The sequence below is a fragment of the Bacillus cereus group sp. BcHK124 genome, assembly GCF_027712065.1.
Lineage (GTDB): Bacteria > Bacillota > Bacilli > Bacillales > Bacillaceae_G > Bacillus_A > Bacillus_A pacificus.
In genome coordinates this window covers 608,671-624,256 of sequence record NZ_JAQFPJ010000001.1, presented here as the reverse complement: position 1 = coordinate 624,256, position 15,586 = coordinate 608,671, and the positions used below count along the sequence as shown (strand labels likewise).

Sequence of the window (15,586 nt, the reverse complement as noted above, 5' to 3'; positions counted from 1 at the left end):
ATGGAACAGGCTTATTTCATTTTGAAATAAGCCTGATTTTTTATGGTTCTAACCGTATTATTACTTCTTTTCAGTACAATCTCTCCCTTCAATTTTTCAAGTATATTTATTAAGACTTTTTGAACATTTATTGAACTTTTTTTGAACTTTTTCTGAAAATTCTGTTTTATGTATGATATACTACAATTAACTAAGAAGGAAAAGAAAATCGCAAACAGAGGGGGAGAATCATGAGTTTACTTATCGCACTTATACTAGGGGTTACGTGTGGAGCACTTCCTATTATTCTAGGAGCTATTATGGAAGAGTTAGAAGTTGGTGTTTTAGGTTTTGTTGCATCTTGTGTAAGCGCTTTACTTTTTGGTTTATTCGGTGCTATTCCTGTTTCAATTCTCTGTGCATTTTATATAGTACGCCATGCTCGTACAAAACAATTTGGTCCTAATCACATCGCGCAAGTGATTCCATTCCCAATCGAACGATGCCGCCGGGCTTCTAGCTTATAATTACAAAATTAAAAATAAAAGTCCTCAAATGAGGACTTTTATTTATTTTCTTCTAGAAATTGAAACAATTCTTGTAGATGCAAAGCGTCTTCACTATAGCTAACAGATACATGATATATACCATCAATCTCCGCTTCCATGTAAAGGTCAACTCCATCTCGATCATATTTCAATGCCAAATAAAATTCCATTTCTTCTAGCATCTTTTTTGAAGTTCGAATAACGTAATGCCCTTTCTCATCTCTTCCATATTCGAAATTCGGTTCAAAATCATATTTTTGTTTAAAAGCTTCTTTTTGTTTTTCATTAATTTGTATACATGTTGCTCTTTGTACAGTATCAATCATCTCATCAAATTTTTGAAGATCCATCTCATTTACCCCCTTACGTATTTTTTGTATAACACTTGTGTTCCGCTATTTTCTTCCCCATCTTTTATTAGCTCTTCATACAATTCCTTCGCCAAACTTAAACCTGGTACTTGTAATTGTAATCTTTCAGCCTCATCTAACGCGATCTTCATATCTTTCATAAAATGCTTTACATAAAAACCTGGTTCAAAATCTCCCTTTAACATTCGAGGAGCTAAATTACTTAATGACCAGCTACCTGCTGCTCCCGTTGAAATACTCTCCAATACTTTATCAGGATCTAATCCAGCCTTTTTCGCATAAGCAACAGCTTCACATACTCCAATCATGTTGGAAGCAATCGCAATTTGATTGCACATTTTTGTATGTTGTCCACTTCCAGCAGGCCCTTGCAACTGAATATTTGTTCCTAGTTTTTCAAATAACGGTAAACATCTATCATATATTTCTTTCTCTCCACCGACCATAATTGCGAGTCTTGCTTCTTTCGCACCAACGTCTCCTCCAGATACAGGTGCATCTAACGTATATACATTCTTACTTTTTCCAGTTTCATTAATACGTTTTGCCAATGTTGGTGTAGATGTCGTGAAATCAATTGCGATTGTGCCTTCATTTGCATTCTCCAAAATTCCATCTATCCCAAAGTACACTTCTTCTACATCATGTGGATACCCAACCATAGTCATTACAACATCAACTTGCTTTACTAACTCTTTCGGTGTATCACACCAATTTGCACCATCTTGCACTAAAGAGTCTGTTTTCGATTTTGTTCTATTATATACATATACTGTATGACCGTCTTGCATTAAATGACGCACCATACTTTTTCCCATTACACCAATACCAATGAAACCAATTGATACATTTTTATGTTTCATTTTCTCATCCCCTTTGTTCTAATAAATCACTTACCATCTTTCGGAAATCTTTATTAAAGTCATCATCCATACTATTTTTCACGTTTGAAAATAAAATAACAAAAGTCCCTTTTTCTTTATTAAAATTATTGAAAGTATTCCACCCAGATAGTACACCATGGTTATGAAAATAATCCGGATATATGTAAAAACTAAATGCATATTTTCGTTCTGTTGAAGGTGAAAACATCGCTTGTATACTTTGTTCAGAAAGAAGTTTCCCATTTATAATTGCTTCGTCTAATTTCTTCATATCTCCAACTGTCGTATACATCTCACCACAACCATATAGCCAATCCATGCCTACCTTCTGCGCTGGTACAAGCTCTTGATTTTTTTTCACATAACCCTTTGTGAAATTTTTATCTCCAGGTACCATATTTCCCATACCAGATTCATGCATATCTGCTTTTATAAATATATTTTCTTTTATGTAATCTCCTAAAGGTTTTTTCGATATATGTTCTATTATATAGGCAAGCACCATATAATTATAATCTGTATATCTCCAACCTGTTCCTGCAGGAAATTCTAAATTTTGACGTCCAATCCAATTCATTAACTGTAAACGGGAGGCAGCATTAACATTGCCTTTTGCGTGTTCAGGTAAACCAGAGGTATGCGTTAATAAATGATATAACGTAATATTTTTATTCTCCGGAAATGAAGGAATATATTTATTTACATTATCTTGAATATTTAGCTTCCCTTGATCCTGCAGTTGTAAAATAGATGTAGCCACAACTGTTTTCGTAATAGAACCGATACGATATTTTGTGTGAGGCGTATTTTCTATTTTATTTTGAACATCAGCATACCCATATCCTTTATTCAATATAACATGCTCTTTATCTGTTACCAAAACTGTTCCATTGAATTGCTTTCCGACTAAATATTGATCTAATTTTTGAGATATGCTAGCATAATCAATTTGCTTTTCTTTTTTTTCTTCTTCTATATTCTCTTGTACTTCTGATTCAACAGCAGGATTCACCTTAGTTGTTAATTCTTTACTTTCCTTTATATTAGGATTATAGAGAAAATAGTATACTCCTCCACAAACTACAGCACATATTGAAACTATCATCATTATTTTTTTCATCATATTGTTCCTCCATAATTCCTTCGTTCAAAATCCCCCCTACACTCTATTATCAAGTAATAAAAAAAAATCGCAACAATTTGTTGCGAAAAATCACTTTTTTTCTTTTCTATATACACACACTTGATTTTTCCCATTTTTTTTCGCTTCATATAATGCAATATCCGCTCGTTGCATTAATTCTTCTCTTGTAATCCCTTTTTCATATAATGCAACTCCAAAGCTCGCTGTTAATTTCGAAATTCCTGAGAATTGCTTTGTTTCAATGAAAAATCGTAATGATTCCGCAACTTGAAATGCTTCTTTTTCTACCGTATTCGTTACTAAAATAATAAATTCTTCTCCTCCCCACCTAGCAAATACATGTTGCTGCTCCACTTTAGATTTCATGAGCTCTGCAAGCTCAATTAATGCTAAGTCACCAAAATCATGGCCATACGTGTCATTTACTGCTTTAAAATTATCTATATCAAATAAAATAAGTGCTATATTTTCATTATTACGCATCGCATTATCCCATTCTGCCTCGAGTATTTGTTGGAATTTCAAACGATTATAAATCTCTGTTAACGAATCTATCATAGCAAGTCTTTCTTGTTCTTGATAGATTTCATCTAATTCGGTAATCTCTGTACACTTCACAATAAATCTTGATAAATCTTCTGGCAATGGTGTCGCACGCAATAAAAAAGTTGACACTTCCCCTTCATAGTTGGACATCTTAATTCTTCTATCATATGATAATGTATCATCTAACCATGTTATATCATGAGTTGTTGAATAGTATCCATTTTCTCTAATAAGATGTTCAGCAAATACTAAATGTTGCTCACGATACGCAAACAAATTTTCATATCCGAAAAACTCTAAAAAATTTGTATTACAATCAACAATCTCATCGTCTTCTACTATAAATAATAGATCATTTCGAAAATCAAACATCGTTTGAAGTAGTTCTTGTTGCAAACTTACTTGTCGCACTAAAGAAAGCTGATATAAACTTTTATTTACTTCCTCTAACACCATTTGTGGAGTCACAGGGGCTATCACAATATTACGTATTCCTAACGTAAGCACCTCTGCAAACTCGCTTGTTATTTGTTGATCCCAAATGACAATAAATGTACTCTGTGGATTATACATATTCTTTATATATTTTATTTGAGAAAAATCTGTTACATACATAATTACAATATGTGGTTTAGTCCTCTGAAATAATACTTCGCCTTCTTCAAAACTATTTGCTATAAACATACATTTTGGATGGATATTTTCTATCGTTTGTTGATGCGTGCATCCATTTTCTATATAAAGGACATTTAACTGAAGATCTTGTAATACATTTTGGAAAACCGTATTTTCTAATAAAAAATGTAGTATGTTCATCACTAGTCTTCACTCACTTCATATATCTTGTTCTACAGAATTCCTCACAAACATTTTATAAAAAACTGTTCTCTAAAAACTTTAATGAGTGAGGGATACATGTTAACAAGCTAATTGAGAATGTTCTCTTCATTTTTCACTCTATAAATTCCTTTTTTAGTGTATGATTATAGGAATTGTATCGTTTGTATGAATGCCCTAGCTTCCGCTTTAAAACTTGACAATTAAAATAAAGATATTATATTCTTAAATTCGATAACTTACAAAATGTAAGTAGAATATATTACATTTGTTTTTTTCATAATTTGATATGTAATTTGGAGGATATATAATGACAAACGAAAACTTTTTTAATGTTCTATATGAACGCACATCTACACGTGCATTCAACCCAGAGAAAGAAATTTCATCTACAGAGTTACACGAGATTTTAAAGGGAGCTGCTCAAGCACCTTCTGCTTGGAACTTACAGCACTGGAAATTCCTCGTATTCCAAGGTGAAGATGTACAGAAACGATTACATCCAATTGCTTATAACCAACAACAAATTCTTGATGCTTCTGCTGTAGTCGCTATTTTAGGTGATTTAGAAGCTTATAAAAATGTTGAACAAGTTTATGGTCCAATTGTAGAACAAGGATTTATGAAAGAAGAAGCAAAAGAGCGCTTAGCTAAAAATATTGAGTCTGCATATGCACGTGAGCAATTCCCAAGAGATGCAGCCTTTTCAAATGCATCTTTAGCAGCAATGCAACTTATGCTTGCAGCTAAAGCAACTGGCTGGGATACTTGTGCGATTGGTGGTTTCAACCCACAAGCACTTACAGAAGAATTCAATGTTTCATCTCGCTACGTACCAATTATGCTTATTACAATTGGTGAATCAACTTTAAAAGGCCACCCTGCACCACGAATGAGCGTAGAACAAGTGAGTGAATGGGCAAAATAATAAAGTGAAACTTGAATCAATGTGAGGGTCTTATTGCCCTTTCATACGAATAAAAAAGAAACGAAGGTAATTTCATTACCTTCGTTTCTTTTTTATTCTGTCACACATCCGTAATACTAAAATGTATGATTCGACATCCGCACATAAAAACAGTAAATTTCATGCTATTCGCATACACATAAATGACGTTTTGTGTCGAATTTTGTTAAAGTATCGAAATATAACCGTGTGTTTTTGTTACAATTATGATACAATGATAACAAATAGATAACAAGAGAGGGATTTTCATTGAGTTCATACGGAAGCTTTATTGCACTTTTATGTTACATAGTAACTGTACTGCTTCTATATTTTATTGGCGATGCTGCAAACATTTCAGTTTTACAATTCCCAAAAGAAGAAGCATTCCACTTAGAATCAGAAAAACATACTGCACGATCCATTGTACCGCTACTGTTAGCTCTTCCTGTATATATCATCGTTTTATATAAAAGCAAAAAAGTGTAAAGGCTACCTATTTCATTCATTTCGGTGGTCTTTGCACTTTTTTGTGATATCTATCCTATTTTAAACATCATTCCGTAATAAACACCCAGCTAGTCTTTTAAAATGAGAAATTCCCCTAGAAAAAATTCCACTCTCTGTCCAGTCACTCACTACCGAACTTACATAGATTATAAGTGTGAAGGGGGTGATGAGGATTATGTTTGGATCATTTGGATGCTGTGATAACTTTAGAGACTGTCATCATCATGAAAGAGAGTGCAGACATCATGAGAAAGAGAAAGAGAGAGAAGTAGTTAGACCACAACAACCAGCTGTATGTAACGTACTTGCTAATATTTCAGTTGGAACAGAGCTTTCTCTTTTAAGCATTAGAGGTAATGGCACTTTCAACAATGTAATTTTTGAAGGTTTCGCTAACGGTGTTGCTCTTTTCTCTGCTTTAGCTCGTAATAACAAAGACAACAAAGATAACAATAAAGACGATAAGAACAATCAAAACCGTAATACTTTTACTGGTATTTTACGTGTATGCCCAACTGATATCGTTGCTATCGCTATCTAATTCTGTTCCTTATCCTCTATAGTAAAAAAATAAGATTTACTTTTCTCATAGAAAAAACCTGAGACCGATTTCAAATCGACTCAGGTTTTTTTATTGATTATATGCTTTTAACGAGTTCAACAACTTCTTCAGCAGTTGACATCATTAATGCTTTTTCTGCTAATGTTTCCATTTCTGCTTTTGACAACTTGCTTAGTTGTGTTCTTGCAGGAAGAATAGATGTTGCACTCATACTGAACTCATCTAAACCTAATCCTAATAATAATGGGATAGCAAGTGAATCGCCCGCCATCTCACCACACATACCAGCCCATTTGCCTTCTTTATGAGCAGCATCGATAACCATTTTTACAAGACGTAAAATAGATGGGTTATATGGTTGGTATAAGTAAGATACTTGTTCGTTCATACGGTCTGCAGCCATTGTGTATTGAATTAAGTCGTTTGTTCCGATAGAGAAGAAATCAACTTCTTTTGCGAATTGATCTGCTAATACTGCTGAAGCTGGAATTTCAACCATCATACCAACTTCAATAGAATCAGAAACAGTTGTACCCGCTTCTACAAGTTTTGCTTTTTCTTCTAATAAGATTGCTTTCGCTTGACGGAACTCATCAAGTGTTGCAATCATTGGGAACATAATTTTTAAGTTACCATATACGCTAGCACGAAGTAATGCACGAAGTTGTGTACGGAACACATCTTGCTCATCAAGACATAAGCGAATTGCACGGTATCCTAAGAATGGGTTCATTTCTTTTGGTAAATGTAAGTATGGAAGCTCTTTATCTCCACCGATGTCAAGTGTACGAACAACAACAGGTTGACCTTCTTTTACACCTTCAAGAACTGCTTTATATGCTTCGAACTGCTCTTCTTCTGTTGGAAGATTGTCACGGCCCATGTATAAGAATTCTGTACGGTATAAACCAACGCCTTCTCCGCCATTATCGATAATACCTTGTACATCATTTGGTGTTCCGATATTTGCAACAAGCTCAACGTGATGTCCATCACTTGTTACAGTAGCTTGGTCTTTTAATTTTGCCCATTCAGCTTTTTGCTCTTCAAATTTCGCTTTCTTTTCTTCAAACGAGCGAAGAGTTTCTTCTGATGGATTAACAATTACTTCTCCATCTAAACCATCGATGATTACGATATCGCCATTTTGGATTTTCTCCATAACAACTTTCGTACCAACAACAGCTGGAATTTCCATAGAGCGAGCCATAATCGCAGAGTGAGATGTACGTCCACCGATATCAGTTGTAAAACCTTTTGCATACTTACGGTTTAACTGAGCCGTATCAGATGGTGTTAAATCTTCAGCAATAATGATTACTTCTTCAGAAATTGTACCAGGATTTGAGAAGTTAATGCCTAGTAAATGTGCAAGAACACGTTTTGTTACGTCACGAATGTCCGCAGCACGTTCTTTCATATATTCGTTATCCATGTTTTCAAACATAGAAATAAACATTGATGCAACTTCATCCATTGCAAATTCAGCATTTACTTTTTCACTATTTACTTTATCTTTTACTGGGTTTACTAGTTCTGGATCATTTAACACTAATAAATGTGCTTCAAAGATCGCAGCTTTGTCAGCACCTAGCTCAGCAAAAGCGTGGTCCTTAATAGCTTCTAATTCAGTTTTTGCTTTCTCAAGCGCAGCTTCTAAGCGTGCAATTTCTGCAGCTTCGTTTGTAATTGATTTCTTTTCGATGTTAAATTCAGGATTTTCAAGTCTGAAAGCCTTTGCAATAGCAATCCCACTTGATGCAGCGATCCCTTGAATGTTAAGAGTCATTATTCTCCTAATCCTTCGTTTTTCATAGTTTCTTCGATAGCTGCTAGTGCTTGAGCTGCATCATCACCATTTGCAGTGATTTTAATTTCCGCGCCTTGTTGAATACCTAAAGACATAACGCCCATGATTGATTTTAAGTTAACGTTCTTTCCGTTATACTCTAAGTTAATGTCAGAACCAAATTTGCTTGCAGTGTTTACAAGTAGAGTTGCTGGACGAGCATGAATTCCTGAGTCGCTAGTTACTTTAAAGATTTTTTCCATGATAATTTATCTCCTTTAAATTACAGTATTTTTTAGTTGTATAGACGTGAGTACTACATCATCTATTGTATATAATAGGCGATGTTCGGTCAACCACATCGCCTATTATAATTATAAACATTTTGCGTCAAATTCCTACTGAATGTCAATAATAGCGTTTTCGCCCTTCTTAACATTTCCATCTTTTTTCAATTCGACTTGTTGCCCTTGTTGTAAATTCGTAAATACAATTGGTGTAATGATAGATGGTGCATTTTCTTTTACAAATGCAAGATCTACTTTTAATAATGGTTGTCCTTGTTTCACTTTGTCACCTTGTGCTACAAGTGCTTCAAAACCTTCACCATTTAATTTTACAGTATCAATACCGAAGTGGATTAAAATTTCTTTTCCACCTTCAGATTGAATACCAATTGCATGCTTTGTAGGGAATACGTTGACAATTTCACCGTTAACTGGAGAAACTACTGTTCCTTCTGTTGGCTCAATTGCAAATCCATCTCCCATCATTTTTCCTGAAAATACTTGATCTGGCACTTCTGTAATTGGTAGGATTTTCCCTTCAATTGGTGAAACGATTGTTTCGTTTTCATCAACTTTTTGAGGAGCTTCTTCTACTTTTACAGGCTCTTCTTTTTCAACATGAGGTGTACGACCTGACATAATATCATGAATTTGTGATTTTAATGTGTCAGATTTCGGTCCAAAAATAGCTTGAATGTTATTTCCAACTTCAAGTACACCAGCTGCTCCAAGTTCTTTCAAGCGATCTTTATTTACATTCTTTTGTTCGTTAACCTGTACACGTAAACGAGTAATACAAGCGTCTAAAGAAGCAATGTTTTCTTTACCACCAAGTGCTACTAATACTTCACGAGGAAGTTCACCAGCTTCTGCTTTTCCTGCACCTTCATTCGCATTTGCAACTTCACGACCAGGTGTTTTTAAATCCCATTTACGGATTGCAAATCGGAATCCGAAGTAGTAAATAACCGCTAGTACAAGACCAACAATAATTACCCACCACCATGCCGTACGGCCTGGTAGTACACCGAATAATAGGAAGTCGATTAAACCACCAGAGAATGTCATACCAATTTTAACACCTAAAATTTGCATTGTCATAAATGATAGACCAGCGAATACTGCGTGAATTCCAAATAATACTGGTGCTACGAATAAGAATGAAAATTCAAGTGGCTCTGTAATACCTGTTAAGAAAGATGTTAATGCAGCAGAACCTAAAATACCAGCTGCTAATTTTTTGTTTTCTGGACGTGCTTCATGGTACATTGCTAAAGCTGCTGCTGGAAGACCGAACATCATGAACGGATACTTACCAGTTGTAAATGTACCTGCTGTTAATTCTACACCGTCTTTTAACTGTGCCATAAAGATTTTTTGGTCACCACGAATTAATTCGCCAGCCGCATTTGTATACTGACCGAATTCGAACCAGAACGGTGAATAGAAAATGTGATGTAATCCAAATGGAATTAATGAACGTTCAATTAAACCGAAAATAAATGCTGCTAACGTTCTATTTGCATCAATCATTTGATGTGAGAACGTGTTTAAGCCACCTTGAATGTATGGCCAAACGAAGCACATGATAATACCTACTATTAAAGAGAATGTTGCAGTTGCAATCGGTACGAAACGCTTACCTGCAAAGAAACCTAAGTATGATGGTAATTCAATGTTGAAGTATTTATTATAGCAATATGCCGCTACTATCCCGACGATAATACCACCAAACACTCCAGTTTGTAGCGTTGGAATTCCTAATACGTTTGCATACGCTGGATCTGCAAATCCAATTTTTACTGGGTCTGCTCCAGAACTTGTTACTTTCACTAGCTTATCTACTTCTAAGAACACACTCATCGTTTTGTTCATAATTAAGTAGCCAACGAATGCTGCTAAACCAGCTACTCCGTCTCCACCAGCTAAGCCAATTGCTACCCCAACTGCGAATAGTAATGCAAGGTTAGCGAAAATAATATCACCAGATTGTTCCATAATTTTTGCTACCATTACGAACCAATCTGCTTTTAAAGCAGGAATAACATTTGTTAACTGTGGATTTTGAAATGCATTACCAAATCCAAGTAAAATACCTGCTGCCGGTAAAATCGCTACTGGAAGCATAAGCGCTTTTCCGACTTTTTGAAGAACACCAAAGATCTTCTTAAACATGGAAACCCTTCCTCTCTTATCTATATTGATACCTTCCGACAAACGCCAAAAAGGCATGAGGAAAAAAAGATAGAACGATAGCTATACAAAGGGTAGTATATCCCTTTCTCTAGCTTACATTCCTTACTTTTCTCCACTCATGCCTGATCGAATCAGTAACACGTGTCAAAAATAGGTTTACGTATAAGTTCACTATAATTAAGGCAAACGTTTTCGTTTTATACCTTAATGTGTTTGTCGAAATTTGTATAACTTTGCAATAGTTATTATACATAACTATTGTAAGCGATTCAATGATTTTTTTTAACGTTTTCATTTTCGACAAAAATATATGTCTTTTTACACATGCTCTGCCTTCACTAAGCGCTGCAAGTGCATCGTTAAATATATACTCTCTGCTTCATAAACAGGAAGTTGCAATTCTTTTTGCATAACCTTAACTAGCTTCCAAGCTAAATTATAACAGACAGGATATTCCGCCTTTAATAAATCAGCAAAACTTTGCGATTCCTCTACTTTTTCTCCTTTTTTCACCCTCTCAATAGCATATTGAAGATGACGAATAAGGCGTAAATAGTGAATACTTTCTTGGTCTAATGTAATTTGTAAATTCGTCTCAATTAAAGATACAAGCTGTGCAATGAGACGGGAGTTTTGATTAACTGAAGATAAATCTGAATTTGTAAGTGAACTGTAAATATGGAGTGCAATAAACCCAATTTCTCCTTCCGGCAATGTAATTTGCAAACGAGAATTTAAAAGGTTTACAACACCTTCAGCAATTTTATATTCCTCTGGATAGAGCATTTTCGTTTCAACTAAAAAAGGATTATCAATTGTAAACCCTTGTTTTAAACGCTTAATCGCAAAAGAAATATGATCTGTTAAAGCGATATGAATATGTTCATTCAATGGCGATTTTGCTTTTTCTTGAATATAGAACATAATATCATTCATTAATTCAATTAATTTTTCACTCACATGTGGAACTAGCAGTTTGTATTGTTCACGATCACGTTCATTTTTTAGAACAAACATTTTTTCAATTTGTTCTTGCTCCAATACATCTTTCGCTTTTTTCCCAAATCCAATTCCTTTACCAATCACTACTACTTCCTCATGTTCAGGATGGCTAGCAATGATGACATTATTATTTAAAACTTTTTTAATTTCTAGATAATTACTCATATAACACCACCCTCGTACTTAAATAGCCTGCTTTTATGTTACAGAACATTCTTCTTTGTCGTCAATGTAAAACATCTACCATTTCATAAAAATTCATTTTTTAGACATGTTTATATATGATGCGTATAATGTAAGAGCAACTGTACATAGAAAGGAGATAGCAACATGATTAAAATGTTTGTAAGTGATATCGACGGTACAATGATGCAACACGGAGGTTTAATTGACGAACAGGATATTGTAGCACTTCGTAGTCTTGCTGAACAAAATGTGATTCTTTGTTTCGCTTCTGGCCGACTTGATAATGAAATTGCAGACTTAATGAAAGCTGTAAATACAAATTTCCACCGCATCAGTGTTAATGGTGTTTTTGTATATACAAATGAAAATAAGCAGCTATTATCTGCAACTTTTGATTCCAGCATTCTTCCTGAGTTGTTACACATGACGAATGAAGATCCTTATTTCCGTTATGTTAGTGATGAACATCATTACTACATTGAAGAAAAAACACCGTTTATTCATGAACTTGAGCAACAAGTAACGATGACTTCTGTCGAAGAACCAAATTTATTACAGAAAATAGATGATACAATTTTCCCGAATAAAATTTCTGTCGGTGGAACAAAGGAGAGCTTACAACTTCTTCAGAAAAAAATTGATGAAAAATTTCATGGAAAAGTTAGTACGTTCATTTCAGCAGAACAATGCTTAGATGTAATGCCACCTAATATTAGTAAAGGTTCTGCTATTTCTGTTTTATTAAAGGAGTTTCAATTACAACCAGAGGAAGTTGCTTGCATAGGGGATTCTTATAATGATATTCCAATGTTTGCTTTAACTCCTCACAGTTTTGCTATGGCTCAAGCAGATGACGCAGTAAAAGAACACGCTCACTATGTAGTAAATACAGTTAAAGATGCTGTTAACCACGTAATTGCTCATAATAAAAATACGACTCACTCCTTGTAAGGATGAGTCGTATTTTTTCTTTACATGTTAAACAATTTGACATTTACTGTACTTCACAAACTGAAATATATTATTTGTTACGTGCGATGTTTGTAATAAACTTATAACGATCTCCACGATAAATACATTTCACATACTCTAACGGTACTTCACCTTCTGAATATGACCATTGACGCATGACAAGCACTGGCGCCTTTTTAGGAATATGCAGATGTTCCGCTTCATTATCCGTTGCAATTGAAGCTTCAATTGATTGAGTAGCGCTAACAAGTTTGAAGCCCAGTTTTTTCTCTAAATGTTCATATAAAGATTGTTGCAATATTTCTTCGTTAATATCTTTTACAAGAGCTGGCGACAAATATGTCGTCTCAAAAGCAATCGGTTCATCGTCAGCTAAGCGAATACGCCTCACTTCATAAACCGACTCTCCCTCCTGTATTCTCAGCCGGTCTGCTATTTTCGCAGTAGCTGGAACGAGGCGGAAACTTAATAATTGACTACTTGGGTTCATCCCACGAGAAATCATATCTTCTGTGAATCCTGTCATTCCTTGCAATTTTTGTTCCACTTTCGGAAGTTGGACAAACGTACCGATTCCACGTTTCCGATATAAATAACCTTGTTCCACTAAATTATTAATCGCCTGTCTGATTGTCATACGACTCACTTCGAACTTATCGCAAAGTTCATTCTCAGATGGGATTTTATCTCCCGGCTTCCATTCGCCGTCCTCAATTAGCTGTTTCACCCACTCTTGAATCTGATAATAGATCGGAAATGGTGAATACTTGTCGATGTTCATCAGCAATCGCCTCACTGCATAAAGATAGAGCTTCTTGATCAGCGATTACGGTTACATTCGGATGACGTTGTAAAACTGTAGCAGGACACGCTTCACTATATGCACCTTGCAATAATTCTTTAACAGCTTCTGCCTTTTTAGAACCCATAGCAACAAGTAGAATTTGTTTCGCTTTCATAATGCTTCCAATTCCCATTGTAATTGCATGAGTTGGCACATCTTCTTCTTTTTCGAAGAAGCGAAGGTTTGCTTGGCGTGTAGATTCTGTTAATTCAACAATGTTTGTTGGAGAATTAAACGGTGTTCCTGGTTCGTTAAATCCGATGTGACCGTTTTCACCGATTCCAAGAATCTGTAGGTCAACTGGGTTAGCAGCTAGAATGCCCTCGTAACGTTTGCACTCTTCCTCTAAATCACTTGCCATCCCATTTGGTACATAAGTTTGTTTAAATGGAAGATGATCAAACAACTGTTCTTGCATGAAATAGTGATAGCTGTTTTTATCTTCATGTGGTAAATTTACGTACTCATCTAAGTTTACAGTGGTTACACGGCTTGTATCAAGTTTATTTTTTCGCATTTCTGCATAAATACCTAATGGAGAGCTTCCTGTAGCCATTCCTAATGTTGGATTTTCTTTTGTTTTTACAACTTCTTCAATTAATTTATAACCTGCTTCTGCTAGTTCTTCTGGAGTTTTTACAACAAGAATATTCATTTCATTACTTCCCTTCCTTCATATGAATTCCTAAACGAACCGTATCATATACATGTAAATCTTCATTCATCACAACAAAGTCTGCATCTTTTCCTACCGCTAATGCACCTTTATTATTTAATCCAAACTCTTCTGCTTGGTTCACTGATGTCATTAGTACTGCATCTTCGATTGAACAACCTGTAAATTCAATTACATTTCGGAAAGCTTGATCCATTTTTAGAATACTACCAGCTAACGTTCCATCTTCTAATCGAGCACTACCATCTTTTACATGTACTGGCTGTCCGCCAAGCTCATATAATCCATCTTCAAGACCTTTTGCACGCATTGCATCAGTAATAACACTTACTTTTTTCGGTCCTTTTAATTTATATGCTAATTTCACCATATCCGGGTGAATGTGAATACCATCTGTAATTACTTCAACCATTACATCTGGATTTAATAACACATGACCAACAACTCCTGGTTCACGGTGATGTAATCCACGCATTTGATTGTATAAATGCGTTGCATGTGTAATGTTTCTATTTTTTAGTTGCGCATCAATTGCATCGGTATGTCCCATTGTGCCAACAACACCAGTTTCAGCAAGATATTGCTCAAACTCTAACGCACCTTCTTCTTCAGGTGCATATGTTACTAATTTAATTAAATTTCCGCTTGCTTCCTGCCATTGTTTAAATTGTTCAATATTCGCAGGAACAATATGTTCAAGTGGTTGTGCACCTGCACGTTTCTTTGAAACATACGGTCCTTCTAAGTGAATATATTCGAAATGTGCTCCTTTTTCTTTCGCTTCCTTCGCAGCATGTAGTGCTGCTTCGATTGCTTCTGGAGCTTGTGTCATTGTTGTTGGAAAGTAAGTTGTAACTCCTTCTTTTAACATTTCTTTACCTAGAGTTACTAACCCATCGCTATTTGCATCCATCGCATCAATATCGTATCCACCATGAATATGAACATCAATCATACCTGGAATCACAATTTTCCCTGCCGCATCTAAAACCGCTTCATTTTCTTGTGATACATATTGAGCCATCAAACCAATTTCTTTAATTGTTTCTGTGTAACGAATAAATCCGTTTTCCACTACTTCTTGACCTGTATAAATTTTGGCATTGATGACAACTTGCGTTTTCATTTTCATCGATCCTTTCCCATGAAATACCTACTTGTTATTATTACCTTATTCGCCTAATTCCATCTTAATATATGCACGAGTAGTTGTCTATACATTCTAATGAAATTTCCTCTTTGTTTAACAAAAAGGAAGCTTAGTACGTCTCTCGCAATTATAATATATGTTATTCATTTTTTCCAAA

The 15,586-nt window shown here is 35.0% G+C and carries 16 protein-coding genes; 5 read left to right on the top strand and 11 right to left on the bottom strand.

Annotated features, from left to right (window positions below; all coding sequences use genetic code 11):
* Window positions 1-230: 230 nt before the first annotated feature.
* Window positions 231-506, top strand: coding sequence for a hypothetical protein (locus PDK19_RS03455; RefSeq protein ID WP_000054670.1), 276 nt, complete (start codon window positions 231-233; stop codon window positions 504-506).
* Between the two features lie 38 nt (window positions 507-544).
* Here the strand turns inward: PDK19_RS03455 and PDK19_RS03450 are convergent, their stop codons facing one another.
* The 4 genes from PDK19_RS03450 to PDK19_RS03435 all read right to left on the bottom strand — a co-directional run bounded on the left by PDK19_RS03450 (window position 545) and on the right by PDK19_RS03435 (window position 4,288).
* Window positions 545-877, bottom strand: a complete 333-nt coding sequence (locus PDK19_RS03450; RefSeq protein WP_000365614.1) for a DUF3909 family protein — start codon at window positions 875-877, stop codon at window positions 545-547.
* A 5-nt stretch (window positions 878-882) separates the two neighbouring features.
* The gene (locus PDK19_RS03445) at window positions 883-1,761 is read right to left on the bottom strand and encodes an NAD(P)-dependent oxidoreductase (protein ID WP_000681096.1); all 879 of its coding nucleotides are present in this window, start codon (window positions 1,759-1,761) and stop codon (window positions 883-885) included.
* A gap of 4 nt (window positions 1,762-1,765) precedes the next feature.
* Complete coding sequence (locus tag PDK19_RS03440) at window positions 1,766-2,905, bottom strand: serine hydrolase domain-containing protein (protein WP_000976136.1); 1,140 nt, start codon at window positions 2,903-2,905, stop codon at window positions 1,766-1,768.
* A gap of 90 nt (window positions 2,906-2,995) precedes the next feature.
* The gene (locus PDK19_RS03435) at window positions 2,996-4,288 is read right to left on the bottom strand and encodes a GGDEF domain-containing protein (protein ID WP_001023204.1); all 1,293 of its coding nucleotides are present in this window, start codon (window positions 4,286-4,288) and stop codon (window positions 2,996-2,998) included.
* Between the two features lie 331 nt (window positions 4,289-4,619).
* Here PDK19_RS03435 and PDK19_RS03430 point away from each other — a divergent pair, with 331 nt between their 5' ends.
* The 3 genes from PDK19_RS03430 (at window position 4,620) to PDK19_RS03420 (ending at window position 6,306) form a co-directional block, all read left to right on the top strand.
* Window positions 4,620-5,237, top strand: coding sequence for a nitroreductase family protein (locus tag PDK19_RS03430; RefSeq protein ID WP_000180605.1), 618 nt, complete (start codon window positions 4,620-4,622; stop codon window positions 5,235-5,237).
* Window positions 5,238-5,525: 288 nt separating this feature from the next.
* A complete protein-coding gene (locus PDK19_RS03425; protein WP_000100486.1) occupies window positions 5,526-5,744 on the top strand; it encodes a hypothetical protein in 219 nt (72 codons plus the stop codon).
* A gap of 196 nt (window positions 5,745-5,940) precedes the next feature.
* Complete coding sequence (locus PDK19_RS03420; protein WP_000468015.1) at window positions 5,941-6,306, top strand: DUF3915 domain-containing protein; 366 nt, start codon at window positions 5,941-5,943, stop codon at window positions 6,304-6,306.
* 97 nt (window positions 6,307-6,403) lie between these two features.
* Here PDK19_RS03420 and ptsP read toward each other — a convergent pair whose 3' ends face one another.
* The 4 genes from ptsP to glcT all read right to left on the bottom strand — a co-directional run bounded on the left by ptsP (window position 6,404) and on the right by glcT (window position 11,766).
* The gene (gene ptsP, locus PDK19_RS03415; protein ID WP_000174221.1) at window positions 6,404-8,116 is read right to left on the bottom strand and encodes a phosphoenolpyruvate--protein phosphotransferase; all 1,713 of its coding nucleotides are present in this window, start codon (window positions 8,114-8,116) and stop codon (window positions 6,404-6,406) included.
* A complete protein-coding gene (ptsH, locus tag PDK19_RS03410; protein WP_000411079.1) occupies window positions 8,116-8,379 on the bottom strand; it encodes a phosphocarrier protein HPr in 264 nt (87 codons plus the stop codon). Before ptsH ends, ptsP begins: the two co-directional genes overlap by 1 nt.
* A 135-nt stretch (window positions 8,380-8,514) precedes the next feature.
* Window positions 8,515-10,578, bottom strand: coding sequence for a PTS glucose transporter subunit IIABC (gene ptsG, locus PDK19_RS03405; RefSeq protein WP_000473182.1), 2,064 nt, complete (start codon window positions 10,576-10,578; stop codon window positions 8,515-8,517).
* Window positions 10,579-10,917: 339 nt separating this feature from the next.
* Complete coding sequence (glcT, locus tag PDK19_RS03400; protein ID WP_000073863.1) at window positions 10,918-11,766, bottom strand: glucose PTS transporter transcription antiterminator GlcT; 849 nt, start codon at window positions 11,764-11,766, stop codon at window positions 10,918-10,920.
* 165 nt (window positions 11,767-11,931) lie between these two features.
* Between glcT and PDK19_RS03395 the strand changes: the two genes are divergently transcribed.
* Window positions 11,932-12,738 (top strand): Cof-type HAD-IIB family hydrolase, encoded by an 807-nt coding sequence (locus tag PDK19_RS03395; RefSeq protein ID WP_000594234.1) that lies wholly within the window; start codon window positions 11,932-11,934, stop codon window positions 12,736-12,738.
* Window positions 12,739-12,808: 70 nt separating this feature from the next.
* Here PDK19_RS03395 and phnF read toward each other — a convergent pair whose 3' ends face one another.
* From phnF to nagA, 3 genes are read right to left on the bottom strand one after another with little or no spacing between them, the layout of a single operon-like run.
* Window positions 12,809-13,540, bottom strand: a complete 732-nt coding sequence (phnF, locus tag PDK19_RS03390; protein ID WP_002194085.1) for a phosphonate metabolism transcriptional regulator PhnF — start codon at window positions 13,538-13,540, stop codon at window positions 12,809-12,811.
* Window positions 13,470-14,258 carry a glucosamine-6-phosphate deaminase gene (nagB, locus tag PDK19_RS03385; protein WP_001024206.1) on the bottom strand — a complete coding sequence of 263 codons (789 nt, stop codon included), beginning with the start codon at window positions 14,256-14,258 and terminating at the stop codon, window positions 13,470-13,472. Before nagB ends, phnF begins: the two co-directional genes overlap by 71 nt.
* Before the next feature lie 4 nt (window positions 14,259-14,262).
* Window positions 14,263-15,405 (bottom strand): N-acetylglucosamine-6-phosphate deacetylase, encoded by a 1,143-nt coding sequence (gene nagA / locus PDK19_RS03380; protein ID WP_014893528.1) that lies wholly within the window; start codon window positions 15,403-15,405, stop codon window positions 14,263-14,265.
* Window positions 15,406-15,586 lie beyond the last annotated feature (181 nt).

Excerpts from the sequence above, each read along its gene's own strand:
- PDK19_RS03395 (WP_000594234.1), top strand. The coding sequence starts at position 11,932 with ATGATTAAAATGTTTGTAAGTGATATCGACGGTACAATGATGCAACAC.
- PDK19_RS03420 (WP_000468015.1), top strand. The coding sequence starts at position 5,941 with ATGTTTGGATCATTTGGATGCTGTGATAACTTTAGAGACTGTCATCAT.
- ptsH (WP_000411079.1), bottom strand. The coding sequence starts at position 8,379 with ATGGAAAAAATCTTTAAAGTAACTAGCGACTCAGGAATTCATGCTCGT.
- PDK19_RS03450 (WP_000365614.1), bottom strand. The coding sequence starts at position 877 with ATGGATCTTCAAAAATTTGATGAGATGATTGATACTGTACAAAGAGCA.
- nagA (WP_014893528.1), bottom strand. The coding sequence starts at position 15,405 with ATGAAAACGCAAGTTGTCATCAATGCCAAAATTTATACAGGTCAAGAA.
- PDK19_RS03430 (WP_000180605.1), top strand. The coding sequence starts at position 4,620 with ATGACAAACGAAAACTTTTTTAATGTTCTATATGAACGCACATCTACA.
- nagB (WP_001024206.1), bottom strand. The coding sequence starts at position 14,258 with ATGAATATTCTTGTTGTAAAAACTCCAGAAGAACTAGCAGAAGCAGGT.
- PDK19_RS03445 (WP_000681096.1), bottom strand. The coding sequence starts at position 1,761 with ATGAAACATAAAAATGTATCAATTGGTTTCATTGGTATTGGTGTAATG.
- glcT (WP_000073863.1), bottom strand. The coding sequence starts at position 11,766 with ATGAGTAATTATCTAGAAATTAAAAAAGTTTTAAATAATAATGTCATC.
- phnF (WP_002194085.1), bottom strand. The coding sequence starts at position 13,540 with ATGAACATCGACAAGTATTCACCATTTCCGATCTATTATCAGATTCAA.
- PDK19_RS03440 (WP_000976136.1), bottom strand. The coding sequence starts at position 2,905 with ATGATGAAAAAAATAATGATGATAGTTTCAATATGTGCTGTAGTTTGT.
- PDK19_RS03455 (WP_000054670.1), top strand. The coding sequence starts at position 231 with ATGAGTTTACTTATCGCACTTATACTAGGGGTTACGTGTGGAGCACTT.
- ptsG (WP_000473182.1), bottom strand. The coding sequence starts at position 10,578 with ATGTTTAAGAAGATCTTTGGTGTTCTTCAAAAAGTCGGAAAAGCGCTT.
- PDK19_RS03435 (WP_001023204.1), bottom strand. The coding sequence starts at position 4,288 with ATGAACATACTACATTTTTTATTAGAAAATACGGTTTTCCAAAATGTA.
- ptsP (WP_000174221.1), bottom strand. The coding sequence starts at position 8,116 with ATGACTCTTAACATTCAAGGGATCGCTGCATCAAGTGGGATTGCTATT.